The 13,481-nt window shown below is 63.8% G+C and carries 10 protein-coding genes; 7 read left to right on the forward strand and 3 right to left on the reverse strand.

Features of this window, described 5'->3' with window-relative positions; all coding sequences use genetic code 11:
* Window positions 1-92: 92 nt before the first annotated feature.
* A complete protein-coding gene (locus AC0ZT5_RS33080) occupies window positions 93-2,078 on the reverse strand; it encodes a TadE/TadG family type IV pilus assembly protein (RefSeq protein ID WP_488499856.1) in 1,986 nt (661 codons plus the stop codon).
* A gap of 234 nt (window positions 2,079-2,312) precedes the next feature.
* On the opposite strand from AC0ZT5_RS33080, the gene AC0ZT5_RS33085 reads away from it, so the two are divergent.
* Both AC0ZT5_RS33085 and AC0ZT5_RS33090 read left to right on the forward strand, forming a co-directional pair.
* Entirely contained in the window at window positions 2,313-3,173 is an 861-nt protein-coding gene (locus AC0ZT5_RS33085; protein ID WP_488499857.1) for a TIGR01459 family HAD-type hydrolase, read from the forward strand.
* 6 nt (window positions 3,174-3,179) lie between these two features.
* Entirely contained in the window at window positions 3,180-4,160 is a 981-nt protein-coding gene (locus AC0ZT5_RS33090) for a bifunctional riboflavin kinase/FAD synthetase (RefSeq protein WP_488499858.1), read from the forward strand.
* Between the two features lie 56 nt (window positions 4,161-4,216).
* On the opposite strand, the gene AC0ZT5_RS33095 is transcribed toward AC0ZT5_RS33090, so the two are convergent.
* Entirely contained in the window at window positions 4,217-4,771 is a 555-nt protein-coding gene (locus tag AC0ZT5_RS33095; protein WP_488499859.1) for an HdeD family acid-resistance protein, read from the reverse strand.
* A gap of 196 nt (window positions 4,772-4,967) precedes the next feature.
* Between AC0ZT5_RS33095 and AC0ZT5_RS33100 the strand changes: the two genes are divergently transcribed.
* The 3 genes from AC0ZT5_RS33100 to AC0ZT5_RS33110 all read left to right on the forward strand — a co-directional run bounded on the left by AC0ZT5_RS33100 (window position 4,968) and on the right by AC0ZT5_RS33110 (window position 9,936).
* Window positions 4,968-5,774, forward strand: a complete 807-nt coding sequence (locus AC0ZT5_RS33100; protein ID WP_488499860.1) for a MipA/OmpV family protein — start codon at window positions 4,968-4,970, stop codon at window positions 5,772-5,774.
* 292 nt (window positions 5,775-6,066) lie between these two features.
* A complete protein-coding gene (gene ileS, locus AC0ZT5_RS33105; protein ID WP_488499861.1) occupies window positions 6,067-9,039 on the forward strand; it encodes an isoleucine--tRNA ligase in 2,973 nt (990 codons plus the stop codon).
* A gap of 216 nt (window positions 9,040-9,255) precedes the next feature.
* The gene (locus tag AC0ZT5_RS33110; protein WP_488499862.1) at window positions 9,256-9,936 is read left to right on the forward strand and encodes a hypothetical protein; all 681 of its coding nucleotides are present in this window, start codon (window positions 9,256-9,258) and stop codon (window positions 9,934-9,936) included.
* Window positions 9,937-9,975: 39 nt separating this feature from the next.
* Here AC0ZT5_RS33110 and AC0ZT5_RS33115 read toward each other — a convergent pair whose 3' ends face one another.
* Window positions 9,976-10,425 carry a nucleoside deaminase gene (locus AC0ZT5_RS33115; protein ID WP_477290895.1) on the reverse strand — a complete coding sequence of 150 codons (450 nt, stop codon included), beginning with the start codon at window positions 10,423-10,425 and terminating at the stop codon, window positions 9,976-9,978.
* 280 nt (window positions 10,426-10,705) lie between these two features.
* Between AC0ZT5_RS33115 and AC0ZT5_RS33120 the strand changes: the two genes are divergently transcribed.
* Complete coding sequence (locus AC0ZT5_RS33120) at window positions 10,706-12,832, forward strand: pseudouridine synthase (RefSeq protein ID WP_488499863.1); 2,127 nt, start codon at window positions 10,706-10,708, stop codon at window positions 12,830-12,832.
* Window positions 12,833-12,862: 30 nt separating this feature from the next.
* Window positions 12,863-13,417 carry a 16S rRNA (guanine(966)-N(2))-methyltransferase RsmD gene (rsmD, locus tag AC0ZT5_RS33125; protein ID WP_095085986.1) on the forward strand — a complete coding sequence of 185 codons (555 nt, stop codon included), beginning with the start codon at window positions 12,863-12,865 and terminating at the stop codon, window positions 13,415-13,417.
* Window positions 13,418-13,481 lie beyond the last annotated feature (64 nt).

Raw genomic sequence — 13,481 nt, forward strand, 5'->3', positions numbered from 1 at the left:
AGCGAGCGGCCAATATCTGCCCGTGCCGGCAGGCGTCCGCAAGGGCATGGCGCAGCCAGCCGTTGCGCCAGATGGCTGCCAGCGTCTCCGGATCAGCTGACGACGCGCAGGTTCGACAATTCGTTGCCGATCTCCTTGAAATCGTTCGACAAGGTGGCGCCGGTGGCATTCCAGAACAGCTTGGCCGGCTTGCTCGGATCCGTTGGATCCTTGCGGAAGCGCGAGTTCGACGAGCAGGATTTCAGCGCCGCGATCGCCGCCTGGTCGCTGGTTTTGGTCGTGGACAGGTCGAGCGCCACGGTCATCACCATGATGTTGGCTGCCTTGGCGTTGTTGCAAAGCGTCGCCATCTGCTCGTTGAGCGCGCTCGTGTAATTGCCGTTCGAATAGTCGAACTGGCCAATGGCGCTCGATGTCCCCAGAAACATGCGGCCGACCAAGGTGCCGTTGTAGCCGGGGTTGAGATAGCCGTAGGACGCGTAGGTCGACTTCGAATCGGCGGGATCGGAATAGCCGAGCGACGCAGGCGTGTAGTAGGTGTTGGCGCCGTCGGTCAGCACGATCACGACCTTGTCGTTGCCTCTTTCTGTTTCCGGGCGTCCTTGCGTGAACGGCTCGCCGCTCGAGACCACCCGCCAGCCCCAGGCCATGCCCTCGGGAACGCTGGTGCCGCCATTCGGCTGCATCAGGTCGATCGCGGCCTTGATCGAGGTCAGTCCGTCGGTGACGCTGACGTCGGTCAGCGGTGTGATCGGGTTGGTGGTGCAGCTGTAGTTCGGGCCGTTGCCGGCCGGCAGCGCCGGCGCATCGATCGGCCGCGGCTGGAAATATTTGGCCATGTTGCGCAGCCGGGATTGGCCTGTGCTGCTCGTCGGGTCGTCATTCCACCAGCTGTTCACGGCGCCATAGGTCGTCGGCACGGCCTCGTCGGGATCCTGGGTGAGCTTCCAATGGTTGCCGGGTTCGTCCGGGGCGAACATCGGCACGAACATCGTCGCCGGATCGCCGACCCCTATGCCGGTGTTCGCCGAGCCGCCGGACGGCGGCGCGTCGTTGACATTGTAGGGGTAGGGTCGGGCTTCGACGCAGCCTTGCCAACTGGCGAACGGGCCATAGGAATCGATGTAGTCGTACTCGTCGTGGCTTCGTTTGCAGGTGTTGTTCGAGTTGTACTCGTCGCACACCACGCGTTTGCTGTTGGTGATGCGCTCGTGGTTGGTGACGACCTTCATGTCGCGGTAGAGCGAAAACCGGGTCAGCATCTGGCCTTCATCGGCACCCCATCCGGAGCCGCGCTTGTACCATATGCCGTTGGTCTGCTGGGCGTATTTGTTGGCCGTGTTCAGCGTCGACCAGTCGAAGTTCTCGTTCGATACCGGCGACAGGCCTTCGGTGTCCATCCACGATGCGTTGCCGTTGCTGGCACCGACATTGACCGAGGCAGCAAAGGGCACGAGGCCGAATTGCACCGGCCTGTCCACCTGCTTGATCATTGCCGCTTGCAGGGCCAGCGTGTCGACCAGCTGCTTGGCAGCAGTTTTGAGAAGATCGATGCGCCTTTGCCCCGAGCCGGTTCCGGTCGTGGTCATCGATCCGGAATTGTCGAGCACCAGGGCAACTTCCAGCGTGTTCTTCAGACGCACTTCCGAGGAGACGTCGAAGCTGATTTTCTGGTTCGCGTCGGTTTGGGATTTGCCGATGAGCTGGCCGAAGGCAGGAAAGAAATAGGGCTGGTAGTCAAGACGCGCGTTCATCTTGAGCAAGCCGCCGCCGCTGGTGTTGCTCGGCAAGGTGACGTTGAGCGTCGCGTTGGCGGGATCGACGCTGTTGAGGTTGGCGTTGAAGAAGTCGAGCGCATAGGCTCTCAACTGGTCGTCGGTCGCACCTTCCGTCAGCCGTCGCGCAGTGGCGAAGTTGGCGGCATCGAGCGCATTCAACACCGTCTGCTTTTCACGGTTCATCTCGGTGTAGTCGACCGCCATCGCCAGGCCGCCCATCAGCGGAACCAGCGCAACGACCGTCATAAGAGCATAGTTGCCGCGTTTGTCGCGGCAGAACCGACGCCAGAGTTCATGCATGTCTTGCTGCGGCCCCCGCCGGCGGATTCTTGATCAGGCGCCAACTTTCCACAAAACGCTGAAGGACGGGTTTGGGAAACCGCTCGATTGCTTGGTCCGCGCTTCACCAACCGCTAACCAATCCGGCATCCGGGCGAAAGCTGGTGACAGGCCGGGGCGGTTCGGTTAATCGGAACCGGCTGCGGCGAACCGTCGGCCGCGGCGCTCGCAATGATCATGACTGAAGGAAACGGCATGGCGGATTCGCCTGAAATCATCGGCTCGCTCGAAGACGTGTCGAAGCCCTATTCGGCAATCCTGTGCGATGTCTGGGGTGTGGTGCACAACGGCGAGGCGCACTTTCCTGTCGCGGCTTCGGCGCTGGCGAGGGCTCGCGAGGCAGAAATCCCCATCGTCCTGATCACGAATTCGCCGCGCAGAAGTGCCGATGTCGTGGCTCAGATGAACGCGATCGGCGTCCCACCATCAGCCTACGACCGTGTCGTCACATCAGGCGACGTGACCCGCGACCTGATCGCCGAGGGCCCCCGAAAGATCTTCCATATTGGCGCCGACCGCGATTTCACCCTCTATGACGGTCTCGACGTTGAGCTTGTCGAGGAATTCGAGGCGTCCGGCGTCGTCTGCACCGGCCTGTTCGATGACGAGGTCGAGAAGCCCGAGGATTACACGGAGCTTCTGCGGCGGTTGCGCGCCAGGAACCTGCCCTTCATCTGTGCAAATCCCGATATCGTGGTCGAACGCGGCGAACGCATCATCTGGTGTGCCGGTGCGCTGGCACGCGACTATGCCCAGCTCGGCGGCCGCACCTTGATCGCCGGTAAACCCTACGCGCCGATCTATGACCTCGCGATCAAGGAAGTTGCCGAGATTCTTGGCCGGCCGATCGAGCGTTCGCAGGTGCTGGCCATCGGCGACGGCATGATGACCGACGTGAAGGGCGCGGTCGACAATGGTTTCGACGTTCTCTATGTGTCCGGCGGCATCCATGCGCGCGACTATGGCGATGCATTGCAACCGGATCCAGCAAGGCTGGCGACCTTCCTGGAGAAGCATGGGTATCGTCCGGTGGCTGTCATTCCCAGACTGCGGTAGGTGACGATGGCGGCCTTCCAGCACATTTTGGCAACCGCGCCGCTACCCGCCGATTTGCGTGGCGGCGTGGTGGCGATCGGCAATTTCGACGGTGTCCACCGCGGTCATCAGACGGTGCTCGAGCGAGCCCTGGCCGAAGCCGGGCGGCGCCAGGTGCCGGCCCTGGTGCTGACTTTCGAGCCGCATCCGCGCAAGGTCTTCAAGCCCGACATGCCGTTGTTCGTGCTGACGCCGCCGCCGATGAAGGCGAGGCTGCTGTCGTTGCTGGGTTTTGCCGCGCTTGTCGAGCAGCCGTTCACGCGCGACTTCGCCTCGCTGTCGGCGGAGGCATTCGTGACCGATGTGCTGGAAAGGAACCTTGGCATTACCCACGCCGTGACCGGGTTCGATTTCCATTTCGGCAAGGACCGTCAAGGCGGCCCGGCCTACCTGATGGCGGCCGGCGAGCGTCATGGCTTCGGCGTCACGCTCGTCGACGCCTTTCGTGACGAGGGCCACGAGGTGGTGTCGTCGAGCCGCATCCGCGTCTTGCTGAGCGAGGGCGCGGTGGCCGAGGCCGCCGGACTGCTCGGCTATCGCTTCACCGTTGAAAGCGAGGTTGTGGGCGGCCAGCAGCTTGGCCGCACGCTTGGCTTTCCAACCGCGAACATGAGGCTTTCCACGGAAGCCGCGCTCAAGGAGGGCATCTATGCCGTCCGCTTTCGTCGCGCCGACGGCACGCTTCACGACGGTGTCGCCAGCTTCGGCCGCCGCCCGACCGTCGACGACAACGGCGCGCCGCTGCTGGAAACCTTCGTCTTTGATTTCTCAGGCGACCTCTACGGCGAGGTCTGCCAGGTTTCCTTCTTCGGTTTCCTGCGCCCGGAGGTGAAGTTCGAAGGGCTCGACGCGCTGGTCGCGCAGATGAAGCGCGATGAAGCCGAGGCGCGCGCGCTGCTTGCCGGCGTCAGGCCGCTCTCCGTGCTCGACGCGGCCATGGCCTTCTAGGCATGATCCCGAAAAGTGGGAACCGGTTTTCGGGCAAGATCATGCCCAGGCAAAATTTACTTTTTCAGTGCCAGGCCGACGGCGATGAAGGTCCAGCCCTGGAAGATCAGGTCGATCGCCAGAAACAGCCCGAGCACCCACAGGCTGTTGACGGGCCAGCCCATGGCGATGATCAGGCCGGCAAGCGCGCTGATGATGCCGGCCGCGACGATCCAGCCCCAGCCGGGTTCCGGCCTGTGGCTGTAGCCGACCCAGGCCCGGAGCACCCCGGAAGCCACAAGCGCGATCGCCAGCAGGAACGTCAGTACCGCTGAAGCGAGCAGCGGATTGTCGAAGGCGAAAAATCCGGCGATGGCATAGAGCAGTCCGCTGAGCAGCCAGTAGAAGAACCGACTCCAGGTCTTGACGCCGAAGGCATGCACGATCTCGATGACGCCGGCCATCAGCATCAGCCAGCCCACGACATAGACCGAAGCCACGGTGGCGATGAACAGATTGCCGAAGGCAATGCCGCCGAAGATGAGCAGCAGCACGCCAAGCGCGACGAACCACCCCCATTTTGTCCGTGTCTGTTCCATTGCGGTTCTCAAGGCGTCGCCATGCAGGGTCATTGTCGCGGTCTCCATCTGGGGCTGCGGGATACTGCCAGGCGGAGGTTAATCCCGGCGCTTGCCAACGTCCAGTCGATGGCCGATAGCTGCAGCGCCGCAATCCGTGATCGGACGTCTCGGATTTAAATCAAATTTTACCAAACGGCCTTCAAAGCTGTCATCGGTAAACGGTGCGCGTTGTGTTAGTGGAGTGGCCATGAGTCCGGTCGGAAGAATCTCTGTGGTGTTGGCCGCTGCGCTGCTGGGTGGCGCGAGCACAGCCAATGCGGGCGAGGGCAGCTGGCTGTCCGGTGACTGGTATCTGACCGTTGGCGCAACCGGCATGATCGCGCCGAACTTCGAGGGCGGCAAGAAATACCTGCTCAGCGCCTCGCCGATCATCTCGCTGGGCAAGGCCGGACCGGCGGCCCGCTTCACGTCGCGCAACGACAACATCTCGCTGGCCTTGATCGACGATGGCGGCGTTCGCGCCGGCCTGACCGGCAAGTTCCTATTTTCCCGTGATGACGACAATGCCGATGAACTGAAGGGCCTCGATCCGGTGCGCTGGGGCGGCGAGGTCGGCGGCTTCTTCGAATTCTATCCGACCGACTGGCTGCGCGCACGCGCCGAGCTGCGCCACGGCATCCGCGCCCATAACGGCTTTGTCGCCGATATCGCCGCCGACGCTTTTTATGATGTCACGCCAACTGTCCGGATTTCTGGGGGACCGCGTGTGTCCTTCGCCTCGGAAAAATATTTCGATGCCTATTATGGCGTCGACGCACAGGAGGCCGTGGCCTCCGGGCTCAGCGAATATCATCCCGGCGGTGGCCTGAAGTCGACCGGCCTCGGTGGCGCGATAACCTGGAAGGTGACGGAGCCGATGACCGCCAGCCTGTTCGGTGAATATTCGCGCCTGATGGGACCGGCGGCCGATTCCAGCCTGGTCAGGGAACGCGGCGACCGCAATCAGTTCATGATCGGCGTGTCGACCAGCTACCGCTTCGATTTTACGATGTAACGGAATCGAGCGAGAGACACTTTATTCCTGCGCCTATCTCCGCTAAAAGCCCACCGATGACGAGCTTTTCGCGCCTTCACGCGCTGACCATACGAATTACCGGCCCGGTGTTCCGGGCGGCCTGAGGGGTCGCCGGAGCCGCCGGGAATTTTGCGCGCGGCCTCTCGCGCTTTTTCCAGATCATCAACGCATATCGCCCAAAAGTGGCTTCGGTTTTGGGAAAACGATATGCGTCAAAGCAACGACCTCACGCCCGAGCCCTTCGAGGCCGGGTAATGTAGATGGCAGACCAATGACCGACAAAACGTCCAATAATTCAACGATCGACTATTCCAAGACGCTCTATTTGCCGCAGACGGATTTCCCGATGCGCGCCGGCTTGCCCGAAAAGGAGCCGCTGCTGGTCCAGCGCTGGCAGGACATGGACCTCTACCGCAAGCTGCGTGAGAGCGCGGCCGGCCGGACCAAATACGTGCTGCACGACGGTCCGCCCTACGCCAACGGCAACATCCATATCGGCCACGCGCTGAACAAGATCCTCAAGGACGTCATCACCCGCTCGTTCCAGATGCGTGGCTATGACTCGAACTACGTGCCGGGCTGGGACTGCCATGGCCTGCCGATCGAATGGAAGATCGAGGAGCAGTATCGCGCCAAGGGCAAGAACAAGGACGAGGTTCCGGTCAACGAGTTCCGCCAGGAGTGCCGCGAGTTCGCCGCGCACTGGATCACGGTGCAGGGCGGCGAGTTCCAGCGGCTCGGCGTCATCGGCGACTTCAAGAACCCCTATACGACGATGGCCTTCCATGCCGAGTCACGCATCGCCGGCGAGCTGCTGAAGTTCGCCATGTCGGGCCAACTCTATCGCGGCTCCAAGCCGGTGATGTGGAGTGTGGTCGAACGCACGGCACTTGCCGAGGCCGAGGTCGAGTACCAGGATTACGAGTCCGACACGATCTGGGTGAAGTTCCCAATCGTCAGCCTAGTCCAGCCGGTCGATGACGGCGTGACCAAACTGACGGAAGGGGCGCTGGATCTGTTGCAGGCCCACGTCGTCATCTGGACGACGACGCCATGGACGATCCCAGGCAACCGCGCCGTCAACTACTCGCCTCGCATCAGCTATGGCCTCTACGAGGTAACAGCGGCCGAGAATGCGTTCGGCCCCCAGCCGGGCGAAAAGCTGATCTTCGCCGACGCGCTGGCCGACGAGTCCGCTGCCAAGGCCAAGGTCACCTTGAATCGGCTTCGCAGTGTTTCGGCGCAAGAGCTTGGAAGCCTTACGCTTTGCCATCCGTTCAAGGGTTTTGGCGGCGGCTACGAATTTCCCGTGCCGATGCTCGCCGGCGACCATGTCACCGACGATGCCGGCACCGGCTTCGTCCACACCGCGCCCGGCCATGGCCGCGAGGACTTTGACGCCTGGATGGATGCTGCGGCGGACTTGCGCGCGCGCGGCATCGACAGCGCCATTCCGTTCACCGTCGACGATGGCGGCTTCTTCACCAAGGACGCGCCGGGTTTTGGCCCGGACCGCGAGGGCGGAGCCGCGCGCGTCATCGACGACAATGGCAAGAAGGGCAACGCCAACCAGGCAGTCATCGATGAGCTGATCAAGCGCAACGCGCTGTTCGCACGCGGCCGGCTGAAGCACTCCTATCCGCATTCCTGGCGGTCCAAAAAACCGATCATCTTCCGCAACACGCCGCAGTGGTTTGTCTATATGGACAAGGATCTGGGCGATGGCTCGACGTTGCGCAGCCGCGCGCTGAAGGCGATCGACGACACCCGTTTCGTGCCTGCCGCCGGCCAGAACCGCATCCGCGCCATGATCGAGGAGCGCCCTGACTGGGTGCTGTCGCGCCAGCGCGCCTGGGGCGTGCCGATCGCCGTCTTCGCCGATGCCGACGGCAATGTGCTGAAGGACGAGGCTGTCAACCAGCGCATCATGGACGCTTTCGAGCAGGAAGGCGCCGACGCCTGGTTCGCCGCCGGTGCCAAGGAGCGTTTCCTGGGCAACCACGATGCATCCAGGTGGAAGCAGGTGATGGACATCCTCGACGTCTGGTTCGATTCGGGCTCGACGCACGCTTTCACGCTGGAGGATCGCCCGGATTTGAAATGGCCGGCCGATGTCTATCTCGAAGGCTCCGACCAGCATCGCGGCTGGTTCCACTCGTCGCTGCTGGAAAGCTGCGGCACCAGGGGCAGGGCGCCTTACGACACCGTCGTCACCCACGGCTTCACCATGGATGAAGACGGCCGCAAGATGTCGAAGTCGCTCGGCAACACCGTCGTGCCACAGGACGTCATCAAGCAGTCGGGCGCCGACATCCTGCGCCTGTGGGTGGTGACGACCGACTATTGGGAAGACCAGCGTCTCGGCAAGAATGTGCTGCAGACCAACATCGACGCGTATCGCAAGCTGCGCAACACCATCCGCTGGATGCTGGGCACGCTTGCCCATGACAATGGCGAGGAGGTGCCGCTCGACAAGATGCCGGAGCTGGAGCGGCTGATGCTGCATCGGCTGGCCGAGCTGGATGAGGTGGTGCGATCGGGCTACGACGCCTTCGAATTCAAGCGCATCACGCGCATGCTGCTTGATTTCATGGTGGTGGAATTGTCGGCCTTCTATTTCGACATCCGCAAGGACGCGCTGTACTGCGACGCGCCGTCGAGCGTTAGGCGCAAGGCCTCGGTGCAAGTGGTGCGACATCTCTTTGATTGTCTGGTCAAATGGCTGGCGCCGATGCTGCCTTTCACCATGGAAGAAGCCTGGCTCGACCTTCATGCGGACGCCGTCTCGGTGCATCTCGACCAGTTTCCGCAAATCCCGGCGGACTGGAAGAACGAGGCGCTGGCGGAAAAGTGGCGCAAGGTGAGGCAGGTGCGACGCGTCGTCACCGGCGCGCTCGAGATCGCGCGCGCACAGAAGGTGATCGGTTCGTCGCTGGAAGCGGTGCCGGTCGTCACCATCGACGATGCAGCGCTCGAAGCGGCGATATCCGATGTCGACATGGCCGAGATGGCGATCACCAGCGATCTGGTCATCGCGCATGGCGAGGTGCCGGCTGGCGCCTTCACGCTCGACGACGTCAGGGGTGTCGCCGTCGTGGTCGAGAAGGCCGAGGACCGCGGCCTGGTGAAGTGCGCGCGTTCCTGGCGCTATACCGCCGATGTCGGGCAGGACGTTGCGTTTCCCGACGTTTCGGCTAGGGATGCGGCGGTGTTGCATGAGTTGAAAGCGCTTGGCCGGCTTTGACAGGCCGGCCGGTCAGAATGGCTCTATCGGTGCACAAATGCCACGCCGGGCGCGCGAAAACCGCCCGCGCGTTGCCCTTAACGAGTGGTTGAGGTAAACACGCGAAACTCCGGAAGACAAATTGTCGCCGGATTTCCGTCGCAAGTGCTTGGACGATGGGGACCGGACACAGGGCCGGTGGCAATCGAGAGGCTGTCTAGAGTGGGACTTTTTGGCATGACCGAGAGATATAACGTGCGCCTGGCGCTGCTGGCGCCGCTTGTCGCATCGGGGCTCGCTCTGTCCGGCTGCATGAGCTCTCCGACCTATGGCACCGACAAGACCGCCGGTGAACAGCTGGCGGGCGATATTTCAAGCGCCTTTTCGATCGCGCCGAAGCAAAAGGAACGGATCGACTACAAGCCGCGCCCGACGCTGGTCAAGCCGGCACCAGGCCAGAAGGAAGCGCTGCCGGCGCCGCAGGACAGCATCGAGACGGCGAGCGCCGAATGGCCCGAATCGCCGGAGCAGCGTCGCGCCCGCCTGCGCGCCGACGCTACCGCCCATCAGAACGATCCGGCTTATCAGTCAGAGATCGTCGACGACGTGCAGTCCGATCCAGCATCGGTCAAGAAGGCAATGGCAGATTCAGGCTCGAGCCACCCGCCGGCGTGGAGCCCCTCGGATTCGGACAAGGGTCGTGCCGCCGAGATCCAGCGCCGCCTTGTCGAAAGCAAGCAGGGCGATCCGAACACCCGTAAATATCTGAGCGAGCCGCCGGTGCAATATCGCGTCGCCTCCGACACCGCGCCGCAGAACGAGCTTGGCGAAGACGAGTACAAGAAGGAACGCCGCCTGAAGAAAGAGGCGGAAGGCAAGAAGGGCAGCGGCTGGTTCGACTGGCTGCCGTCCCTGTAAGAACGGGCCACGCTTCGTTGCCTTTGCGGTGCGCCCGGTTCAGTCGCGCCGCTCCCGGAAAAATCCTTTGAGCAGCAGCGCAGCTTCGGTCTCGCCCATGCCCGGATAGATGTCGGGCGCGTGGTGGCAGGTCGTCGATGCGAAGAAGCGCGCGCCATTGATCACCGCGCCCCCCTTGTCGTCGGCGGCGCCGAAATAGAGCCGGCGCAGCCGGGCGAAGGAAATGGCGCCGGCGCACATGGCGCAAGGCTCCAGCGTCACATAGAGATCATGGCCGGTGAGCCGCTCGCTCGAGAGCTTGCGGCAGGCCTCGCGGATGACTAGCATCTCGGCGTGCGCCGTCGGGTCGGCAAGCTCGCGGGTGCGGTTGCCGGCGCTGGCAATGACCGTGCCGCCGCTGGCGATAACGGCGCCAACCGGCACTTCGCCTCGAAAGGCGGCGGCTTCAGCCTCTTTCAGCGCCAGCGCCATGAAATCCGGCCGCTTCACGCGATCTCCATTCCGATTATCTCCTCGCCTCTCGCTGGAGCAAGTCCGTTTCAGAATGAACCGCACTTGCTCCAGGCTTTTGATTTTCGTTTGTCTTTCGGAAAAACCGGTCTCCACTTTTCCCTGACAAACTCCGGTGATCCTGTTATTGAGCGCATAACCCCGAAAATCGGACTCGGTTTTCGGAAATGATCATGCGCCAAATCAAAAGTGCTACAGCGTTCGTTGCGCGCCCAAAAGGATGCGCCACGCTGTAGCAGCGCAAACGGACAAAGGCCATATGGACGACAACGACAAGAAATTCCGACCCAAAAAGGGTCCGGTCAGGAGCGGCTCGAAAGCTGCCGGACCACGCAGCCGTGATGGAGCCGCCGGGAAGGGCGGCAAGCCGTCCTTTGGCGCAAAGAAACCTTACGCACCGCGTGGCGATCGGCCGATGGCCACTGAGGGCGAGCGGCCGAAGCGCGACTTCAAGGGCGGCGACAAGCCGTTCGGCAAGGGTCCGCGCCCCGAAGGCAAGCCCTATGAGAAGCGCGAGGGACCACGCAAGCCCTACGCACCGCGCGGCGACCGCCCGATGGCGGCCGAAGGCGAGCGCAAGCCGTATGAAAAGCGCGAAGGACCACGCAAGCCCTATGCGCCGCGTGGCGACCGTCCGATGGCCGCCGAAGGTGAGCGCAAGCCGTATGAAAAGCGCGAAGGACCACGCAAGCCCTATGCGCCGCGCGGCGACCGTCCGATGCCCGCCGAAAGTGAGCGTAAGCCTTATGAAAAACGCGAGGGTCCGCGCAAGCCTTACGCACCACGCGGCGATCGTCCTGTTGCGGCGGCGGAGGGCGGCGAAAGGCGCTTCGACCGTCCCAAGCGGGATTTCAGCGATCGCGCGCCGCGCGACGCCGGCGATCGTCCGAAGCGCGATTTCGCTGACCGCCCCAAGCGTGACTTCGCCGATCGCCCCAAGCGTGACTTCGGTGGCGACCGTCCCAAGCGCGACTTCAGTGATCGGCCACAAGGGGCATCGGGTGCCGGCTTCAAGCCGCGTCCGCGTTCGGCGGAAGTGACGGAAGAGGCAGGCGAGCGCATCGCCAAGCGGCTGGCGCGCGCCGGCCTTGCTTCGCGCCGCGATGCCGAGGAGCTGATCGCCGCCGGCCGAGTCAAGGTCAATGGCCGGGCGCTGACCTCGCCGGCTTTCAACGTCATGCCCGACGACATCATCCATCTCGACGGCATGGAAATCCCGCCGATCGAGCGCACGCGCCTGTTCCTGTTCCACAAGCCGGCCGGCGTCGTCACCACCAACCGTGATCCCGAGGGCCGCAAGACCGTCTTCGACGTGCTGCCGGCCGAATTGCCGCGGCTGATGACCATCGGCCGCCTCGACATCAACACCGAAGGCCTGCTGCTGCTCACCAATGATGGCGGCTTGTCGCGCGTGCTCGAACTGCCGGCCACCGGCTGGCTGCGCCGCTACCGGGTGCGCGTCCACGGCAAGGTCGAGGAAAGCGCGCTCGCCGGCCTGCGTGAAGGCATTGCCGTCGACGGAGTCTTTTACGGCGCCATCGAAGCGACGCTCGACCGTGAGCAGGGCACCAATGCCTGGCTGACGATCGGCCTGCGCGAGGGCAAGAACCGCGAAGTCAGGAACATCCTCGGTTCGCTTGGCCTCGATGTGACGCGGCTGATCCGCATTTCCTACGGACCGTTCCAGCTCGATGACCTCGCCGAGGGCCATGTGCTGGAGATCAAGGGGCGGGTGCTGCGCGACCAGCTTGGCGAGCGTCTGGTCGAGGAATCCGGCGCCAATTTCGATGTCGAGATATCAAAGCCGTTTTCCAACAAGCCAGTGCGGCGCACCGAGATCCGCGAGCCGGAGCCGGAACGGCCGAAGTTCACCAGAGATGGCGAGCGCCGGCCGATCGGCGAGGGCGGGCTGATCAAGAACCGCAAGCGCCGCGAAGGCAGCCGCGACGAGGCACTGGGCAAGCTGTCGACAAGTCCCGACAGAGGCGCCGGGCCGGAGAAGAGCTATGGCGAGCGCGGTCCGCGACCCGAACGCAGCTTTGGCGACAAGCCCCGTGGCGGCTTTGGCGACAAGCCGCGCGGTGGCTTTGGCGGCAAGCCGGGCGGTGGCAAGAAATCCGAGCGCGAGCAGCGGCCGATCGAGCCGCCCGGCCAGCGCAAGGCCAATGTCTGGATGGCGCCGGGCGCGCGTCCGATCGGCAAGGGCAGGGCTGAGGCCGACGCCGCCAGGGCGGCCGACGCCAAGGCGCGCAAGGCATCGTTCAAGCCGTCCTATGGCAAACCGGCCGGCGCCAAGCCGTTCGGCAAGCCGCGTGGCGAGCGTCCGGGCGGCGCCGGTGGCGGCGAACGGCCGCGCAGCGGCCCCAGGGGTCCTAGGACGAAATGAGGCCCGGATTGGAATGAGGCCCAGCGCAAGATGAGAATCGTCGGCGGTGAGTTTCGCGGGCGTCCCCTGGCGACGCCCCGCAGCAGCGCTATCCGCCCGACGACCGATCGCACCCGCGAGGCTGTCTTCAACGTGCTGGCGCATCGCTTTGCGGAGCAATTGGACGGGGCTCGAGTGCTCGACCTGTTCGCCGGGACTGGCGCGCTCGGCCTCGAAGCGCTGTCGCGCGGTGCCTCCTACGGCGTCTTCATCGAGGAATCGGCGGAAGGCCGTGGCCTGATCCGCGACAATGTCGAGGCGTTTGGCCTGACCGGCCGCACGAAGATCTTTCGCCGCGATGCCACAGGTCTTGGCGAGGCCGGCACGCTTGCGCCGTTCGGCCTGGTCTTCGCCGATCCGCCCTATGGCAAGGGTCTTGGCGAGCGCGCCTTGCAGTCGGCCAGGGCCGGCGGCTGGCTTCGTCCCGGCGCGCTGTGCGTGGTCGAGGAGGCGGCGGTGGCGCCCTTCGAACCAGGCCCCGGCTTTTCCGTACTGGACGAGCGCAATTACGGCGAGACGGTGATCCGGTTTATCGAGGTTGCGTGATACGCCTTGCATCAAGGCCGGCCTCTTTGCCGCCGCCTTTGCCGGCAACATGACGAACAATTCA

It is taken from the genome of Mesorhizobium sp. CNPSo 4670 (assembly GCF_057784235.1).

Coding starts and splice junctions, on each gene's coding strand:
- AC0ZT5_RS33080 (WP_488499856.1), bottom strand. CDS start 2,078: ATGCATGAACTCTGGCGTCGGTTCTGCCGCGACAAACGCGGCAACTAT.
- AC0ZT5_RS33085 (WP_488499857.1), top strand. CDS start 2,313: ATGGCGGATTCGCCTGAAATCATCGGCTCGCTCGAAGACGTGTCGAAG.
- AC0ZT5_RS33090 (WP_488499858.1), top strand. CDS start 3,180: ATGGCGGCCTTCCAGCACATTTTGGCAACCGCGCCGCTACCCGCCGAT.
- AC0ZT5_RS33095 (WP_488499859.1), bottom strand. CDS start 4,771: ATGACCCTGCATGGCGACGCCTTGAGAACCGCAATGGAACAGACACGG.
- AC0ZT5_RS33100 (WP_488499860.1), top strand. CDS start 4,968: ATGAGTCCGGTCGGAAGAATCTCTGTGGTGTTGGCCGCTGCGCTGCTG.
- ileS (WP_488499861.1), top strand. CDS start 6,067: ATGACCGACAAAACGTCCAATAATTCAACGATCGACTATTCCAAGACG.
- AC0ZT5_RS33110 (WP_488499862.1), top strand. CDS start 9,256: ATGACCGAGAGATATAACGTGCGCCTGGCGCTGCTGGCGCCGCTTGTC.
- AC0ZT5_RS33120 (WP_488499863.1), top strand. CDS start 10,706: ATGGACGACAACGACAAGAAATTCCGACCCAAAAAGGGTCCGGTCAGG.
- rsmD (WP_095085986.1), top strand. CDS start 12,863: ATGAGAATCGTCGGCGGTGAGTTTCGCGGGCGTCCCCTGGCGACGCCC.